At 71.6% G+C, this 12574-nt stretch carries 13 protein-coding genes; 7 read left to right on the top strand and 6 right to left on the bottom strand.

Features of this window, described 5'->3' with window-relative positions:
- Positions 1-11: 11 nt before the first annotated feature.
- Positions 12-674 (top strand): NADPH-dependent F420 reductase, encoded by a 663-nt coding sequence (gene npdG, locus H4W81_RS22175; protein ID WP_192776584.1) that lies wholly within the window; start codon positions 12-14, stop codon positions 672-674.
- A 24-nt stretch (positions 675-698) separates the two neighbouring features.
- Here the strand turns inward: npdG and H4W81_RS22170 are convergent, their stop codons facing one another.
- From H4W81_RS22170 to H4W81_RS22150, 5 genes are all read right to left on the bottom strand, one after another.
- Positions 699-1304: a response regulator transcription factor gene (locus H4W81_RS22170; protein ID WP_192776583.1), complete on the bottom strand. Its 606-nt coding sequence runs from the start codon at positions 1302-1304 to the stop codon at positions 699-701.
- Positions 1301-2416: a sensor histidine kinase gene (locus H4W81_RS22165; RefSeq protein WP_192776582.1), complete on the bottom strand. Its 1116-nt coding sequence runs from the start codon at positions 2414-2416 to the stop codon at positions 1301-1303. The genes H4W81_RS22170 and H4W81_RS22165 overlap by 4 nt, the downstream gene beginning before the upstream one ends.
- An 11-nt stretch (positions 2417-2427) precedes the next feature.
- Positions 2428-3171 (bottom strand): ABC transporter permease, encoded by a 744-nt coding sequence (locus H4W81_RS22160; protein WP_192776581.1) that lies wholly within the window; start codon positions 3169-3171, stop codon positions 2428-2430.
- On the bottom strand, positions 3164-4042 hold the full coding sequence (locus H4W81_RS22155) for an ABC transporter ATP-binding protein (RefSeq protein ID WP_192776580.1): 879 nt from the start codon (positions 4040-4042) through the stop codon (positions 3164-3166). The genes H4W81_RS22160 and H4W81_RS22155 overlap by 8 nt, the downstream gene beginning before the upstream one ends.
- 67 nt (positions 4043-4109) lie before the next feature.
- The gene (locus tag H4W81_RS22150) at positions 4110-5528 is read right to left on the bottom strand and encodes an aminotransferase-like domain-containing protein (protein ID WP_192776579.1); all 1419 of its coding nucleotides are present in this window, start codon (positions 5526-5528) and stop codon (positions 4110-4112) included.
- Between the two features lie 59 nt (positions 5529-5587).
- Between H4W81_RS22150 and H4W81_RS22145 the strand changes: the two genes are divergently transcribed.
- The 3 genes from H4W81_RS22145 to H4W81_RS22135 all read left to right on the top strand — a co-directional run bounded on the left by H4W81_RS22145 (position 5588) and on the right by H4W81_RS22135 (position 8061).
- Complete coding sequence (locus H4W81_RS22145; protein WP_192776578.1) at positions 5588-6760, top strand: trans-sulfuration enzyme family protein; 1173 nt, start codon at positions 5588-5590, stop codon at positions 6758-6760.
- Between the two features lie 96 nt (positions 6761-6856).
- Positions 6857-7153 (top strand): ArsR/SmtB family transcription factor, encoded by a 297-nt coding sequence (locus tag H4W81_RS22140; protein ID WP_192776577.1) that lies wholly within the window; start codon positions 6857-6859, stop codon positions 7151-7153.
- Positions 7153-8061 carry a threonine/serine dehydratase gene (locus tag H4W81_RS22135; RefSeq protein ID WP_318781881.1) on the top strand — a complete coding sequence of 303 codons (909 nt, stop codon included), beginning with the start codon at positions 7153-7155 and terminating at the stop codon, positions 8059-8061. The genes H4W81_RS22140 and H4W81_RS22135 overlap by 1 nt, the downstream gene beginning before the upstream one ends.
- A gap of 30 nt (positions 8062-8091) precedes the next feature.
- On the opposite strand, the gene panB is transcribed toward H4W81_RS22135, so the two are convergent.
- On the bottom strand, positions 8092-8916 hold the full coding sequence (gene panB, locus H4W81_RS22130) for a 3-methyl-2-oxobutanoate hydroxymethyltransferase (RefSeq protein WP_192776575.1): 825 nt from the start codon (positions 8914-8916) through the stop codon (positions 8092-8094).
- 168 nt (positions 8917-9084) lie between these two features.
- On the opposite strand from panB, the gene H4W81_RS22125 reads away from it, so the two are divergent.
- The 3 genes from H4W81_RS22125 (at position 9085) to H4W81_RS22115 (ending at position 12491) form a co-directional block, all read left to right on the top strand.
- The gene (locus H4W81_RS22125) at positions 9085-10245 is read left to right on the top strand and encodes an MFS transporter (RefSeq protein WP_318781880.1); all 1161 of its coding nucleotides are present in this window, start codon (positions 9085-9087) and stop codon (positions 10243-10245) included.
- Positions 10246-10339: 94 nt separating this feature from the next.
- A complete protein-coding gene (locus H4W81_RS22120) occupies positions 10340-11878 on the top strand; it encodes an MFS transporter (protein ID WP_192776573.1) in 1539 nt (512 codons plus the stop codon).
- A 7-nt stretch (positions 11879-11885) separates the two neighbouring features.
- The gene (locus tag H4W81_RS22115; RefSeq protein WP_192776572.1) at positions 11886-12491 is read left to right on the top strand and encodes a TetR/AcrR family transcriptional regulator; all 606 of its coding nucleotides are present in this window, start codon (positions 11886-11888) and stop codon (positions 12489-12491) included.
- The last annotated feature ends 83 nt before the right edge of the window (positions 12492-12574 follow it).

Here is a 12574-nt window from a genome sequence, read left to right as displayed (position 1 = left end):
TGATCTGCCCTATGACTGACCTTCCCGAAGTGAGCGGATTGACCATCGGCATCCTGGGCGGCACCGGCGACCAGGGCAAGGGACTGGCCCGGCGCTTCGCCCTGGCCGGACACCCCGTGCTCATCGGCTCCCGCAACGCAGGACGCGCCCAGGAGGCCGCCGACTCGATCGGCAACGGCGCCAGGGGCGCGGAGAACGCCACGGTCGCCACCGAGGCCGACATCGTGATCGTCGCCGTGCCGTGGGACGGGCACAAGGCCACCCTCGAGGCGCTGCGCGAACCGCTGGCCGGCAAGATCGTGATCGACTGCGTCAACCCGCTGGGCTTCGACAAGCAGGGCGCGTACGCGCTGCCCGTCGAGGAGGGCTCGGCCGCCCAGCAGGCCGCGGCGGTGTTGCCGGACAGCCGCGTGGTGGCCGCCTTCCATCACGTGTCCGCGGTGCTGCTGCTCGACCCCGCGGTGGACAAGGTCGACCTGGACGTGCTGGTCCTCGGCGACGACCGCGAGGCGACCGACACCGTCCAGGCCCTCGCCGCGGCGATCCCCGGGGTCCGCGGGGTGTACGGCGGGCGGCTGCGCAACGCGCACCAGGTCGAGGCGCTCACGGCCAACCTCATCTCGATCAACCGGCGCTACAAGGCGCACGCGGGGGTCCGTCTCACGGACGTCTGATCGGCGGGCCGTCCCCCGGTCGGGTCACAGCCAGCCCGCGTCCTGGGCGATGCGGATGGCGTCGATCTTGTTCTTGGCGCCCGTCTTGGTGATCGCGCCGGTCAGGTAGTTGCGCACGGTCCCGGCCGACAGGTGCAGGCGGGCGGCGATCTCCTCCGCCGTCGCGCCCCGCGCCGCCTCGCCGAGGACCGTGCGCTCGCGCTGGGTGAGCGGGCTCTCGCCGTACTCCATGGCCGAGGCGACCAGGTCGGCGTCGAGCACCCGCAGCCCTGCGGCGGTGCGCCTGATCGCCTCGGCGAGGCGATCGCCGGGGGCGTCCTTCACCAGGAACGCCTCGATGCCCGCCGACAGCGCCCGCCGTACCTGGCCTGGCTGGCCCATCGCGGTCAGCACCAGGATCCGGCAGGACGGCAGGCGCGTGCGCAGCTCGGCGGCGGCGGTGATGCCGTCGACGACCGGCAGGTCGATGTCCACGACCGCCACGTCGGGCCTGACCTCCATCGCGGTGGGCACGATCTCGTCGCCCCTGGTCACCTCGGCGACCACGTCGATGTCGGACTCCAGGCGCAGCAGCGCCGTCAGCGCCGCCCTGATCATGTGCATGTCCTCGGCCAGCAGCACCCTGATCACGCCGGGACCTCCATGGTGAGGCGGAAGCCGCCGGTGGCGGTCGCCTCGGCGGTGACGGCGCCGCCCGCCTGGGAGGCGCGCTCGCCCAGTCCGGTGAGGCCGGTGCCCGGCGTCACGCGGGCGGCTTCGACCGGCGGAGGTGCCGTGGATGCGCTGTCGTTGACGATCTCGAGGCGGGCCGCGCCCGCCCGCACCGAGGTGGTGATGGAGCAGGTGGTGGCGCGGCTGTGCCGCAGGATGTTCGTCACGCCCTCGCGGACGCCCCATGCCAGCGCCTCCTCCGACGCCCTCGGCAGGGCCGCCGCGGCCAGGTTGACCTGGCAGTCGACCCCCGACGCCTCCAGCAGCGCCACCGCCCGGTCCGTCTCGCCCCTCAGCGACATCTCCCGGTAGCCGCGGGCCACGTGCCGTACGTCCTGGACCGCCTCGCGGGCGACCTGCACCAGCTCGGTGACCTCGGACCGGGCCGAGACCGGGTCGCGCTCGACCAGCCGGGCCGCCAGATCGCCCTTCAGTGCGATCGCGGTGAGGCTGCGGCCGAGGCCGTCGTGCAGGTCACGGGAGATCCGCAGGCGCTCCCTGAGCACCGCGGCCTCCGCGAGCTCCGCCCTGGCCTGGTCCAGCTCGGCGGCCATGCGGCTGCTCCTGACCAGCGCGTAGATCATCGCCCCCGTGGTGAGAACGGTGACGGCGTAGAAGATCGCGATCGGCCAGGCGCCGCCCGACACGCCCATGATGGCCACGCCCTGGTAGAGGGTCACCAGCCCGGCCAGCGGGCCGCCGAGCCAGAGCGGCAGCAGGACCAGCAGCGCCCCGGCGAACAGCGGCGCGACGTTGCCCGACCAGCCGTACGGGAGCAGGAAGTCGGGCAGATACGCGGCGACGGCCTGCACCAGGAGGGTCAGCGGGAGGTAGCGCGGCCGGACGCCGCGCAGCCCGGCCCTGATGTGGAGGACGTGCGGGACGGCGGTGCCCGCGGTCGCGGCGAGGACCCCGGCGTGGACGCCGAGATCGGCGCGGGCGAGGTAGAGACCGACGCCGATCAGGGTGTAACAGGTGGAGACTGCGGTGATCACGACAACGGAGAAACGTCGCACGGCGGCGGAGGTCATAGTGCGACCAATTATGACTTCCTGGGCTCCCACCGGAACCGGTGGCGGATGACGACCAGTCCGATCGCGGTCCAGACCGCCAGGTTGAGCAGGGCGAACGGGAGGTTCCCCTGTCCCGTGTAGGCGAAGCGGGCGCCCTCGACGATCCCGCCGGTGGGCAGCAGGTTCAGCACCGTGCCCACCCACGAGGGGAGCAACTCGACGACCGGTCCGAACCCGCCCGCGCCCAGCCCCGCCAGCATGAACCAGGGCATCGTGATGACCGCGGCCAGCTCCGACCGCGAGATGACCACCGTCCAGGCCGCGCCGAGCAGCGACAGGACCGCCGCGCCCACGACCACGAACGCCACCAGGACCAGCGGCTGCCGCGGCGTCTGCAGCCCCGCCACGACGTACAGGACGATGGTCACGACCAGGGCGAGCAGCGCGGTCTGCGCGGCGATGTTGCCGATCTCACCGCCGATGATCTCGCGGTCGTTCAGCCCCGTGGCCCGCATCCGCTTGAGGATCAGCTGATCCCGGCGCGCGGTCAGGGTGACCGCGGTCTGCATGACCGCGGCGATCGTCATGATCATGGCCAGCAGGCCCAGGTGCGAGTCGAGCAGCACGCCGGGGGCGCCCGGCCGCACCTTCGCCATCAGATAGGGCAGGCCGATGCCGAGCCCCAGCGAGAGAGCCACCGAGGTGGAGAGGGCGACCTTGTCGCGCCAGTAGAGCCTGCCGCCGAACCGCGCCACCGCCATGAACTCACGCATTGCCGATCCCTTCGAGGAACAGGTCTTCCAGCGAGGCCGTCCGCACCTCGAGCCCGCGCAGCCGCAGGCCCTTCTCCGCGGCCCAGCTCAGCAGCCGCTGCGCGGCCAGGTCGGGGTCCTCGGCCCTACAGGTGGCGACGGCGCCCGCCATGGTCACCGGGAGCGGCAGCTCCCGCGGCGAGATGCCGTCGGGCAGCTCGAACGAGACCCTGCCCGCCTGCGCGGCCAGCGTCTCGGCCATGCCGCCGCTGGCCACGATCTCGCCGTGGTCCATGATCGCCATCCTGGTGGCGAGCCGCTGCGCCTCGTCGAGGTAGTGCGTCGTCAGCAGGATCGTGGTGCCCTCGGCGGCGATGCCGCGGACGACGTCCCACGTGCTCCTGCGCGCCTCGGGGTCCATGCCGGTGGTCGGCTCGTCGAGGAACAGCACGTCGGGACGGCCGAGCACGGCAAGGGCGAGGTCGAGTCTGCGCTTCTCCCCGCCCGACAGCTGCCTGACCTTCGTGCCCGCCCGGTCGAGCAGGCCCGCCAGGTCGAGCATCTCGTGCGTGGGCCTGGCCGCGGGGGTGAAGGCGCGCCACGACTCGACGGTCTGCGCGACGGTCAGGTCGGGGAAGAACCCGGCCTCCTGCAGCATGATGCCGGTGCGCCGCCGTACCTGCCTGCGGTCCTTCGCCGGGTCGAGGCCGAGCACGCGCGCCTCGCCCGCGTCGGCCCGCTGGAAGCCCGCCAGGACCTCCATGGTGGTGGTCTTGCCCGCCCCGTTCCTGCCCAGGAGCGCGAAGACCTCGCCGGGGAGGGCCTCGAACGAGATGCCCTTCACCGCCTGGAAGTCTCCGTAGCTCTTGGTGAGTCCGTTCACCTGGATCATGTCCGTGATTCTTCGGGCTTCCCTCCTCGGTGGGCAGTGAAGAATTCATGACCTGGGCGGCTTTCCTTCAGACGATCAGGGTGTGGCGGGAGGCGGGGTGGCGGGAGCCGTCGTAGGCCTCCCATGCCTGCGCCAGCGCGTCGATCGCCGCCGTGAGCTCGTCGGGCCTGAAGAGGAAGTGCAGTCGCAGGTGATCGGCGTGCCCACCGAGCGGATCGAACGAGCGCCCGGGCGGGATGGCCACCCCGTGCCTGAGTGCCACCTGGGCGAAGGTGTCGGCGTCGCCGCGCGGGAGCCGGACCCAGACGTTCTGGCCGCCGAGCGCGGGGGAGACCTCCCAGGAGGGGAGCCTGGCGCGCAGCCGCGAGAGCAGGTGGTCGTGCCGGTGGCGGAGGGTCTCGACGCGCTCCTGCCGTACCTCCGGCAGGCGGGACAGCACTGAGACCGCGGCCAGCTGGGACAGCACGTCGCCGCCGAGATCGTGGACGGCGCGCAGCCTGGCCAGCCTGGACACGAGCGGGGCGGCGGCGCGGATCCAGCCCACGCGCAGCCCGCCCCAGACGAGCTTGCTCAGCGAGGCGATCGTGATGACCTGCTCGCCCGCGGTGAACGAGGCCAGCGGGGGCGGCGTCGGGCCGGAGAAGCACAGCTCCGCGCAGACCTCGTCGTCGATGAGCGGGACGTCGTGCTCGGTGGCCGCGGCGGCCAGCCGCCTGCGCGCGGCGGTGTCCATGATCCCACCGGCGGGGTTGCTGGCGGTGGGGATGACGTAGATCAGGGCGGGGCGCTCGCCGGGATCGAGGCCGGGGCGGATCACGGCGGCGCCGTGCCGGAAGACCTCCAGCGCGCCGGGGTAGGTGGGCGACTCGGTCTGCACGACGTCGCCGGGGCCGACCAGCAGGTCGGTGAGCAGCGTGATGGCCTGCTGGGCGCCGGTGGTCACCATGATCTGCGACGGGTCCGTGGGCAGACCGCGACCGTCGTAGTAGGCGGCGATCGCCGCGCGGAGGGCGGGATGCCCGGCGGGGTGGTAGCCGAGGTCGCGCGCGGGCAGCAGCGACACCGCCTGCCTGAACGCCTCGGCCAGCAGCGGCGGCGGCTCGTCGGGCGCGGCGCAGGTGAGCAGCGTGACGCCGTCCGGCGGATGGAGGATGTGGGACAGCAGCGGGTTGCTGCCCACCTCGTTGGTCGCGCGGGTGGCGGGCAGGTCGGCGGCGGCCACGCGGGTGCCGCTCCCTCTTCTGCGGACCACCCTGCCCTCCTGCTGGAGCAGGTCGTAGGCGGCGACGACGGTGCCCCTCGCCACCGCGAGCCCCCTGGCCAGGACGCGGTCGGGTGGCAGCGCGGCGCCTGGCGGCAGCAGCCCGTCGTCGATCAGGTCGCGCAGGCGGGCGGCGAGCAGCAGGTAGAGCGGGCCTCTGCCGGACGCCCACCGGCCGAGCAGCTCCGTCAGATCGGCGAGCTCCGCAAGATTGGCCTCATTCATGGACCAATTATCGGCGATTGGATCTGACAATCAATCAGTAAGCAGGACATCCTGGATGTATGACCGAACTGCGCCCCGAGACCCGAGCCGTCCACCTCCCCAAGCCCGTGATCAGCGGAAGCGTCCCGATCTCGGTGCCGATCTACCAGACCTCTGGGTTCGTCTTCGACGATCCCGAGGTCTTCGCCGACGGGATGGGCAGGCCCGACGGGGCCTTCGTGTACGGCAGGCTCTCCAACCCCACGGTCCGCTCGCTCGAGGACGCCGTGGCCGGCCTGGAGGGCGGCGTCGCCGCCGTCGCCACCTCCTCGGGGATGGGCGCGGTCAACGCGGTCCTGCTCGGCCTGCTCAAGCCGGGCGACCATCTGATCGCGCAGAAGGCGCTGTACGGCGGGACCGCCGCCATGATCAACGACCTCGCCTCCAGGTTCGGCATCTCCGTCACCCACGTCGCCGAGGACGACCCCGAGGCCCTGCGGGCGGCGGTGCGCCCCGAGACCAGGCTCGTCTACCTGGAGACCATCGCCAACCCCGTCTGCCAGGTCGCCGACCTGCCCGCGATGTGCGCGGCCGCCAAGGATCTGGGCCTGGTCTCGGTGGTGGACAACACCTTCGCCTCGCCGCTCCTCTGCCGCCCGCTGGAGCACGGCGCCGACATCGTGATCCACTCGACCACGAAGTACCTGTCGGGGCACACGGACGTGCTCGGCGGGATCGCCGTCTTCGCCGCCGACGAGCTGTACCGCAAGGTGTGGCACTTCGCGATCGAGCTGGGCTCGACCCCCGACCCCTTCGCCGCCTGGCTGACCCTGCGCGGCATGCAGACGCTGCCGCTGCGGATGGAGCGGCACTGCGCGAACACCCGCGTGCTGGCCACCCGGCTGGCCGAGCACCCGGCCGTCAGCGCCGTCCACTGGCCCGGGCTGCCCTCGCACCCCTCGCACGACGTGGCGGTCAAGCTGCTGCCCGAGTTCGGCGGGGTGTTCTCCTTCGACCTGGCGGGCGGACGCGCCGCGGGCGAGCGTTTCATGAGCGCGCTGAAGCTGGCGCTGCTGGCTCCCTCGCTCGGTGGGGTGGAGACGCTGGTGCTGCATCCCGCGACGACCTCGCACAGGTCGCTGAGCGCCGAGGAGCTCGGACGGCACGGGATCTCCGAGGGGACGGTCCGCGTGGCGGTGGGCATCGAGCACGCCGAGGACCTCTGGGCCGACTTCGCCCAGGCCCTGGGCTGACCGTCACCGGGCCGGCACCACGCGTATCAGGGACGGCCGGCGCATCCGCCTACCGGAGGATTGACAGATCGGTTAGAGACTTAGGAAACTGGCTAAGTGTTAACGAGTCTTCGCGCGCTGGCCAGTGAGCCGAGGCTGCGCATCCTCGACTGGCTCAAGGACCCCGTCGCCCACTTCCCTCCCCAGGTGGACGGGGATCTGGTGGAGGACGGCGTGTGCTCGATCTTCATCGCCACCAAGCTCGGCATGACCCAGCCGAGCGCGACGGCGCATCTGAAGATCCTCGAAAGGGCCGGACTCATCCGCGGGACGAAGATCAAACAATGGGTCTTCTACCGGCGGGACGAGACACGGATCGCCGAGCTGAAGCGCACGATCGAGCGGGAGCTGTAGTGACGGTCAGGTACGACGACGTGGTGGCGGCGGCGCGGCGGATCGAGGGACGCGCGGTGCGCACCCCGGTCGTCGAGATCTCCGAGGGGTTGTTCCTCAAGCTGGAGGTGCTGCAGCACTCGGGCTCGTTCAAGGTGCGCGGCGCCTTCAACAGGATGCTGTCGGCGCACGTCCCCGACAGCGGGGTGATCGCGGCCAGCGGCGGCAACCACGGGCTCGCGGTCGCCTACGCGGCCAGGGCGCTGGGCGTGCGGGCGGAGATCTTCGTGCCCGAGGTGTGCAGCCCGGTGAAGGTGGCGGGGCTGCGGGCGCTCGGCGCGAACGTCACGCAGGCGGGGGCGATCTACTCGGAGGCGGCCGAGGCGGCGGCCAAGCGGGCCGCGGAGACGGGCGCGCTGGAGGTGCACGCCTACGACCACCCTGACGTCGTGGCCGGCCAGGGCACGCTCGGCCTGGAGCTGGTCGAGCAGATCGGCGGCGTCGACACGATCCTGGTCGCCGTGGGCGGCGGCGGTCTGGTCGCGGGCGTCACCGTCGGCGCGGGACGCGGGCCCAGGGTGGTCGCCGTGGAGCCCGCGCTGATCCCCACGCTGCACGAGGCGCTGAAGGCGGGCGGGCCCGTCCCCGTCGGCGTGAGCGGCGTCGCCGCCGACGCGCTGGGCGCCACCAGGCTCGGCGAGCTCGCCTACGAGATCGTCTCCGCCGCGGGCGTCGAGAGCCTGCTGGTCTCCGACGAGGCGATCGAGGCGGCCCGCCGCACGCTCTGGGCCGAGCACCGCGTGGCCGCGGAGCACGCGGGCGCCACCGCCTACGCCGCGCTGACGCAGGGTGTCTACGCCCGCGAGCGGGGAGAGAGGGTCGCGGTGGTGGTGTGCGGGGCCAACACCGACCCCGCCACCCTTGTCTGACGGCCTTGTCTGACGGCCCGCTCTGATGGCTCAGCTGTAGGAGTGCTCGGGCGTGGGGAACGCGCCCGTGGCCACCTCGGCGGCGAAGGCGCGGACCGCCCTGTCCATCTCGCCGGCCAGGTCGGAGTACGTCCGCACGAACTTGGCCGGGCGCGGGGTCAGGCCCATCAGATCCTGCCACACCAGCACCTGCGCGTCCGTGCCCGCCCCCGCGCCGATGCCCACCGTGGGCACCGTGATCGAGGTCGTCACCCGCTCGGCCAGCTCGGCGGGGACGCACTCCAGGACCACCGCGAACGCGCCCGCCTCCTGCAGCGCCTTCGCGTCGGCCAGGAGCTCGTCGCCCGCCTGACCGCGGCCCTGCACCCGGTAGCCGCCGAAGGTGTTGACCGACTGCGGGGTCAGCCCGAGGTGCGCCATGACCGGGACCCCGGCCGCGACCAGCGACTCGACCTGCGGCAGGACCCGGCGCCCGCCCTCCAGCTTGACCGCGTGGGCCCCCGCCTCCTTCATGAACCGCGCCGCCGACTCCAGCGCCTGGGCGGGGGAGCTCTGGTAGGAGCCGAAGGGCAGGTCGGCGACCACCAGGGCGCGGGACGAGCCACGCACCACGGCCGCGGTCAGTGGGAGGAGCTCGTCGACGGTGACGGGCAGCGTCGAGTCGTAGCCGTAGACGACCATCGCGGCCGAGTCGCCGACGAGCAGGACGGGAATCCCCGCCTCGTCGAACACCCTCGCGGTCATGGCGTCGTAGGCCGTCAGCATCGGCCACTTCTCACCGCGTTCCTTGGCCGAGGCCAGGTCGCGGACGGTGATCCTGCGGCCCGAGGCGCCGCCGTACAGCGAAGAGGACATGAGTCCGACCTCCAGAAACAGTCTCGAGTCGCCCCTGTGGCGTACCCGGACATTCCTGATGATGGCACGCGGCGGGAGTTCTGTCGGTGCCGGACGTCACAATGGGTGCGGAGGTAAGTAATAACAATGGCTATCGAACCTTACCGGCGCCTGTTCAGGATTCCAGGCGTGCGGACGTTGCTCCTGGTCGGCATGGTCGCGCGGATCCCCGCCACGGCGACGGCGATGGCGCTGACGCTGCACGTGGTGAACCTCCCGGGGCTGGGGTTCACCCAGGCCGGGATGGTCGCCATGGCCAGCACCATCGGCATGGCCGTCGGCTCGCCGCTGTCGGGAAGGTTCGTCGACCGGCACGGGCTGCGTCCCGTGCTGGCGGTCACGACGGTCGCGCAGGCGGCGTTCTGGTCGACGGCGTGGCTGCTGCCGTTCGCCGCGCTGGTGCCCGCCGCGGGTGTGGCCGGTCTGCTGGCGCTGCCGGTCTTCAGCGTGATCCGGCAGTGCCTGGCCGCGATGGTCCCGGTCGAGCAGCGCAGGATGGGCTTCTCGCTCGACTCGATGCTGGTCGAGCTTTCCTACATGACCGGCCCCGCGCTGGCCGTCGCGGGCATCACCTCCCTGGGGTCCACGTGGACGATGGCGTTGATCGCCGCCGGGCTGGTGTGCGCGGGCGTGGCGCTGATCGCGCTGAACCCGCCCATCCGCTCGGCGGAGGAGCTCAAGGCCGCCACGGGGAAGGTCTCGCGCCGCCAGTGGCTGACCCCGTCGCTCATCGCGCTGCTGGGCACGGTCACCGCGGCCACCTTCATCCTGACCGCCACCGAGCTGTCGCTGGTGGCCACGATCGAGCACGCAGGGCAGACCGAGTGGATCGGGCTGGCCGTGGCCATCTGGTGCGTCTACTCCCTCGTCGGCGGTTTCGTGTACGGCGGGCTGCCGCGCGGCTTCTCCGTCCTCGTCCTGACCGGCCTGATGGGCGCGCTCACCATTCCGGTCGGCCTGGTCGGCGGCGACTGGCGATGGCTGCTCGTGGCCCTGGTGCCCGCGGGCGTGCTCTGCGCGCCCGCGCTCTCCTCCTCCGTCGACACCCTGAGCAGGTGGACCCCTGCCGCCGCGCGCGGCGAGGCCATGGGCCTGCACGGCACCGCGCTGCTGATCGGCGGCGCCTCGTCCGCGCCGATCGCGGGAGCCGTCATCGACGCCCACGGGCCCGCGTGGGCGTTCGCCGTCGCGGGCCTGGTCGGCGTGGTGATGGTGCTGGTCGCACTGCCGTTCTGGAATCGCGCCCCCGAGGCCGAGCCCATGCCCGAACCCGTCCGCGTGAGCTCCTGAGAACGACTTATGAAACGCGACCGTTGCGTATCGGAATGCGTTGCGCTACGGTGGCGTTGCGAAACTGTGTCGTATCGAAATTGGAGCTTTTCTGATGGAACCACAGACGGGTCATCCACGCCGCTGGGCGATCCTCGGCGTGCTCGTGTTCAGCCTCCTGGCGGTGGTCCTGGACAACACGATCCTGAACGTCGCCATGAAGACCATCGCCGACCCCGTACAAGGGCTGGGCGCGACGCAGAGCGAGCTGGAGTGGGCGATCAACTCCTACACGCTCGTGTTCGCGGGTCTGTTGTTCACCTTCGGCGTGATCGGTGACCGCACCGGCCGCAAGCGCATGCTGTTCATCGGCATGGCGTTGTTCGGGCTGGCCTCCCTGGCCAGCGCCTACTCGCAGGACCCCATGCAGCTGATCATGGCAAGGGCCGCGATGGGCATCGGCGGTGCGGCGATCATGCCGGCCACCCTGGCGATCATCTCCAATGTCTTTCCCCCGCAGGAGCGCGGCAAGGCCATCGGCATCTGGGCCGGCGGCGTCGGCCTCGCGGTGGCGATCGGCCCGATCACCGGCGGCCTGCTGATCGAGCACTTCTGGTGGGGCTCGGTCTTCCTGATCAACGTGCCGATCGTGCTGATCAGCATGTTCCTCATCGGCAGCGTCGTGCCCGAGTCGCGGGATCCCAAGCCGTCCAGGCTCGACCCCGTCGGCGTGATCCTTTCGATCATCGGTCTGGTCGCCGTCGTCTACGGCATCATCCGCGGCGGCGAGCTCGGCACCTTCGGCAGCGCCGAGGTGCTCGTCCCCACCCTCTTCGGCGTGCTGGTGCTGGCCGTCTTCGTCTGGTGGGAGCGGCGCGTCGAGCACCCCGCCTTCGACGTGCGCAACTTCGGCAACGTCCGCTTCAGCTCGGCCATCGGCATGATGGGCATCGTCTTCTTCGCGATGATGGGCGGGATGTTCTTCCTGACCTTCTACCTGCAGATCGTGCTGGGCTTCAGCCCGATCCAGGCGGGGGCGCTGATGATCCCCTTCGCGGCGGCGCAGCTCATCTTCGCCCCGCTCAGCCAGCGGGTGAACGAGGTGCTCGGCGCCAAGACGGCCGCCACGGTCAGCATGCTCGTCGTGACCCTCGCGCTGGCCGCCTACGCGCTGTTCGACCAGAACACCCCGGTCTGGCTGATCGAGGTCGTCTTCTTCGTCCAGGGCGCCGCGATGGCCAACATCATGCCGCCCGCCACCACCGCGATCATGGAGGCGCTGCCCAGGGAGAAGGCGGGCGTCGGCTCGGCCATGAGCAACACCGTCCGCCAGGTGGCCGGCGCGCTCGGCGTGGCCGTCCTCGGCTCGGTGCTGTCGTCCTCCTACCGCGGTGAGGTCGCCCCCGCTCTGGCCGGGCTCCCCGACGATGTGCGGCACCTCGCCGGCGAGTCCCTCATGGCCACCGTCGGGGTGGCCCGAGGCGACCAGGCCATTCTGCAGCCCGCCTACCACGCCTTCATCGACGGCATGCACACCACGGCCCTCATCTCGGCCGTCATCGCCCTGGTGGGCGTGGGTGTGGTGGCGGTCTGGATGCCGGGCAAGGCGAGGGCCGTCCAGAAGGCCGAAGAGAAAGAACCAGCGGTAGTGTGAGGCCGCGATGACGACGACAGAGACCGCCACGGCCCGTCCCGCGGGCCGTCCGCGTAGCGAGAAGGCCGAGAAGGCGATCATCGAGGCCACCCTCGATCTGATCGGCGAGGGGATGGGTGTCTCCGAGCTGTCCATCGAGGCGATCGCCTCGAAGGCGGGGGTCGGCAAGACGACCATCTACCGGCGCTGGTCCAACAAGGAGGACCTGGTCGCCGACGCGCTGGCCTCGCTCAAGGCGCCGGTTCCCGCGCTGGGGGGCGTCTCGGTGCGCGACGACCTGGTCGCGCTGCTCGACACGATGATGCGCGAGGCGGGCCAGGCCCGCACCCGCTGCGTGATGAACATCGCGATGAGCGAGTCCGACCGCTATCCCCGGCTGTTCGAGAAGTTCATGAAGCAGGCCGTCGAGCCGCGCACGGCGGCGATGGTCGCGGTGCTGGAGCGGGGCGTCGAGACCAGCGAACTGCGGGCCGACCTCGACGTGCGGCTGGCGCTCGGCACGCTGGCGGGGACGATGATGTGGCACATCAAGCGGGCCACCGGCGACGAGGACCTCGCCGACGACCTGCCGGGCCGCATCGTCGACGGCGTCCTGCGCGGCCTGGCGCCCTGAGTATCGCGGCTCGCCTTCGGGTCACGACCTGTGTGGGCGCACCGCCGACGAGCACTCCAGCGGGCCCAGGATCCTGAACCGAA

The sequence above is a fragment of the Nonomuraea africana genome (assembly GCF_014873535.1).
GTDB classification, from domain to species: Bacteria; Actinomycetota; Actinomycetes; order Streptosporangiales; family Streptosporangiaceae; genus Nonomuraea; species Nonomuraea africana.
Note: the sequence above shows the minus strand (reverse complement) of the source record. Positions and strands in the feature narration are given on the sequence as shown.

What these genes read in the sequence shown, in the direction of transcription:
- npdG (WP_192776584.1), top strand. Translation starts at nt 12, where the DNA reads ATGACTGACCTTCCCGAAGTGAGCGGATTGACCATCGGCATCCTGGGC.
- H4W81_RS22165 (WP_192776582.1), bottom strand. Translation starts at nt 2,416, where the DNA reads ATGACCTCCGCCGCCGTGCGACGTTTCTCCGTTGTCGTGATCACCGCA.
- H4W81_RS22160 (WP_192776581.1), bottom strand. Translation starts at nt 3,171, where the DNA reads ATGCGTGAGTTCATGGCGGTGGCGCGGTTCGGCGGCAGGCTCTACTGG.
- H4W81_RS22155 (WP_192776580.1), bottom strand. Translation starts at nt 4,042, where the DNA reads ATGATCCAGGTGAACGGACTCACCAAGAGCTACGGAGACTTCCAGGCG.
- H4W81_RS22150 (WP_192776579.1), bottom strand. Translation starts at nt 5,528, where the DNA reads ATGAATGAGGCCAATCTTGCGGAGCTCGCCGATCTGACGGAGCTGCTC.
- H4W81_RS22145 (WP_192776578.1), top strand. Translation starts at nt 5,588, where the DNA reads ATGACCGAACTGCGCCCCGAGACCCGAGCCGTCCACCTCCCCAAGCCC.
- panB (WP_192776575.1), bottom strand. Translation starts at nt 8,916, where the DNA reads ATGTCCTCTTCGCTGTACGGCGGCGCCTCGGGCCGCAGGATCACCGTC.
- H4W81_RS22120 (WP_192776573.1), top strand. Translation starts at nt 10,340, where the DNA reads ATGGAACCACAGACGGGTCATCCACGCCGCTGGGCGATCCTCGGCGTG.
- H4W81_RS22115 (WP_192776572.1), top strand. Translation starts at nt 11,886, where the DNA reads ATGACGACGACAGAGACCGCCACGGCCCGTCCCGCGGGCCGTCCGCGT.